At 35.4% G+C, this 3,597-nt stretch carries 2 protein-coding genes; both read right to left on the reverse strand.

From position 1 onward, the window contains the following. Positions 1–233 precede the first annotated feature (233 nt). The gene (locus tag ABY905_RS15110; RefSeq protein ID WP_372645360.1) at positions 234–2,474 is read right to left on the reverse strand and encodes a TonB-dependent receptor domain-containing protein; all 2,241 of its coding nucleotides are present in this window, start codon (positions 2,472–2,474) and stop codon (positions 234–236) included. A 219-nt stretch (positions 2,475–2,693) separates the two neighbouring features. After that, the gene (locus ABY905_RS15115; protein WP_372645362.1) at positions 2,694–3,083 is read right to left on the reverse strand and encodes a hypothetical protein; all 390 of its coding nucleotides are present in this window, start codon (positions 3,081–3,083) and stop codon (positions 2,694–2,696) included. Between the last annotated feature and the right edge of the window lie 514 nt (positions 3,084–3,597).

Genomic DNA, 3,597 nt, shown 5'->3' on the forward strand with positions numbered 1-3,597 from the left:
AGATACAGTCATCCCCATGGTGGTCACCAATACGAGCAGGGCTAAAATAATATGACTGATCTTTTTCAACATTATCTTTAGATTCTTTTTACAAATATAGGCTAAGATAAATAAATCAAGGGTTAATGAGATGTTAATTCTTCTGACAAACCAATCAAGCCTGATTTACAGAATAAGAAAAAGATGCTCTAGATAGGTCATTACTATCCAGAGCATCTTTCTAAACTGAATCTTTAAAATAAACCGACAGCAAAAGTCAAATAAAAGCTTCTTCCAGGCGCGTAGATAGCTTGTTGACTTCCTTTTACCGATCGGTTAAGATGTTCGTAATACGCCTCATCAAAAACATTACGCACACCTGCTATCAGTTGCGTTTTATCATTGAATGAATAGGCGGCTTTAAAATCTAACAAACTAAAGGCTGGACTTACCGTTTCACCAAAGTCTGAAGAAACCCGATTTTGTTTGATAACATGACGCATCATAAATTCTGGATGAAATTTCTCTTTAAAAAAATGCCCTCCAAGTGCATATCTCAAATCAAGAGGCGGTATTTCTGCTAAGGCCTGATTCTTATCCTGATTCTTGCCATATGTATAGGCCACATTTGCCTTGTGATAAACCATAGGGCAAATCTTTTGATACCATGAAAGTTCAAAGCCTCGCATGATTGCTTTATCGATATTGACGTATTGCTTTACACCGGGAGCAGTCGCCATTAAAGGTGTCAAATCCGTTCTGATTTCTGAGCTCACATAGTCTCTAAGGTAAGATGTGAACAGGTTTACAGACAGCTCTGAGTCCTCTCTTTTCCAGGTGAAATTATAGTCTAGCTGATAATTCACTTCCGATTTCAATTTCGTATTCCCAATTCGCTCATAAGGATCTCGATCAACAGGAAGATAGTTTATAAAACGTTCAGTTAAACTACCAGATCGCTCTGCTCTGCCTAACCATAAACCCATTCTAACTTCTTTAGAGATATCATGACTCGCCCCTACACTAAAAGATATGTTTAACTTATCCGATGGGTCTTCCTTATTGGTATTAACAAACTTTATCGCTTTATCACGACTCTCCGCTTGATTAAATTCCAGACGTGTTGAGGCAACAAAATAGACCTCATCCCAGGAAAAATGAGATTCTGCGAATAAACCAAACTTTCTAATACGGCTATCTTGCCAAATATTATCCCAAATGGTATTGCCAGTCATCGGCCCCATTAACATTTCACGAGAACGATTGCCTTCTGCTTCTTCCGATTTAAAATCGATTCCTGTAAAAAGAGAGCTCTTCTTAAATTCAAAACTTGCTTCGCTACGAGCACCATAATTCTTAGTTTTTGCCTTAGTAATAGCATTTACCATACGTGGATTTAATTCTTTCCCCAAATTATCCATGGTATGATCAACAAAAGAGCCATAAAATGATGTGGAAAGAAAACTTAGAGATGAGTTTTTAAAATTTATCTTGTGCTGAAGGTTCATCAGCCAAGTATCGTCCTCGCGTAAATCCATATTCAGTGCCGGAAAGTCGACATTTTCAGCATAGTTATTATTAGCTGCAAGCTTTAAACTTTGTTGGCTTGATAATTTAAAGACAGAACTCAGACCTATATTTCGACGATTGAAACCAGAAGGAATCGTATTCCCATCTCCATCCTCATAGTCATCCCCCTCATTGTATGCAGCTAATAAATTTATATTAAAGAACTCCCCTTTAATTCCAGCAAGAGCTTCTGTACGCTTAATATTTCCATTGCTCTCATAACTTCCACTAGCTCTTCCATACAGTTTAGTTGTATCGGTAAAAGTAACTGGTGACGATTTAAAATGAATTGTTCCACCAAAAGCATTCCCAAAACGAAGAGAATGCGGCCCTCTAATAATTTCAACTTGATCAACCATTGCCAATGGAATCTGACTGGCTGGAGGATCCATACGGTTTGGACAAGCAGCTGTAGCCGACAAACCATTATCCATTACGATATTCAGCTGATCGTATTTAAACCCACGCATAACCGGGTCGAAGCCATAAGCACCACTCTTTCGTATGCCACCGATAAAAGCATTCTGGCTCAAAAAATCACCTGCATCATGTGAGAGTTTATCGCTATTATTCACTTTTACCATATGACTATCGCCTTTTCCATTGCTTCTGGCAATTACCGTGGCTGGCATCAAAGAAATATAGGATTCACTTAAGTTGAGAACACCTGATTTGAGCGCACTAAGTACCGCTTTATTATCAATTTCAATTTTCCCATAATTGACATGAGAAATCAGCAAAGTAGCATCAGCAATGGGTTGAATAGAAATGAGCCCCTCTTCACTAGATATCCCTTTCTGATTATGATATAAAAAATGAGCATTAGAAATTGAATGACCTGTCGTCTTATCTTGAAGTCTTATAGTTTTTTGTGCATAAGCTTGCATACTTATGATAAGAGAATAGAGTATTATAATATTTTTCATTTATTTAGAATTTTAAACTTTGGTCAGATAGTAGTTGCCATAAGGATTAGATTTTTATGTGTAGAAATATTCTGTATGGCTCGTTTCATCTTCGATTTATTTCATCCACAACATAACACCCGAGCATACCGATTCTTAGAATCGGCAAAACTGAAAGCTTTAGATACCAGGCTATGGAAGGTTGTGTCAAATAAAATTGAGTTTAAATCAAGGTCTAAATTATCCAGACCTGATTTTAAGGTATTGAATTCGTGGGGGATGAAAAATGTCATAGTAATATAGAGAAGGACAGAACTGATTATACACTAGATAATCATTCTCCACAACTTTTAAATTGGGTCTCTGAAGATCTAGTAAGCCAATAGGTATTATGAGTTCAAATACCTTCTTAACTAATATTTTTTCTTTAGATGACTTCTCATCTTCATTTTGCTCTAATTGCTTTTCTAAATGACAACAGCCATTACATTCCAATTCAGGTTTATCCTTATTGGTACAAATTGAAGCATAATAATCCTGATTCAAGCTAAAGTTCAAGCGAATGATAATTTGCTCAAAGCTTTGTATCGAGAATAGAACAAGCAATAGATATACAAGCAGTTGTTTCAAAAGAAAATTTGAATGATTGAATAATTAAAGATACTAAGCTTTCTTTTGAACAAAAAATAAACTCATACTATCATGATTATAATAAAACTTTGTATTAATAAAACACGAAGAAATCTACTGCCTCAATATTGTCACATATCTCTAAAAAACATTGAACTGCAAAACGGTGTTAAACTTTTCACAATGTTTATATTTATTAAAACACAGCTAGTTTACTATAAATCAAACACTCATGATAATGCTTATGCATCCAATAAAATTATTAGTTTTCTGCATCTAAAGTGTGGGGGAAAATGGGTATGTTTATAAAAGGTATAACCTTTCCCATTAAGCTTATGACAAAACAAAATACCACTCCAAATTCAAAATATAATTTTCCTGATACAACTGTATCCAAATGGCAAAAATTAATTGATTTACTGTGTAATACATTTAACCTACCTGCAACGCTTATCTCGGTATTAGATGGCGAAAGCATAGAGGTTTTTGCCACAAGTGAAGTGAAAGAGAATCC

This window comes from Ancylomarina sp. (genome assembly GCF_041555295.1).
GTDB lineage: Bacteria > Bacteroidota > Bacteroidia > Bacteroidales > Marinifilaceae > Ancylomarina.

What these genes read in the sequence shown, in the direction of transcription:
- ABY905_RS15110 (WP_372645360.1), bottom strand. Translation starts at nt 2,474, where the DNA reads ATGAAAAATATTATAATACTCTATTCTCTTATCATAAGTATGCAAGCT.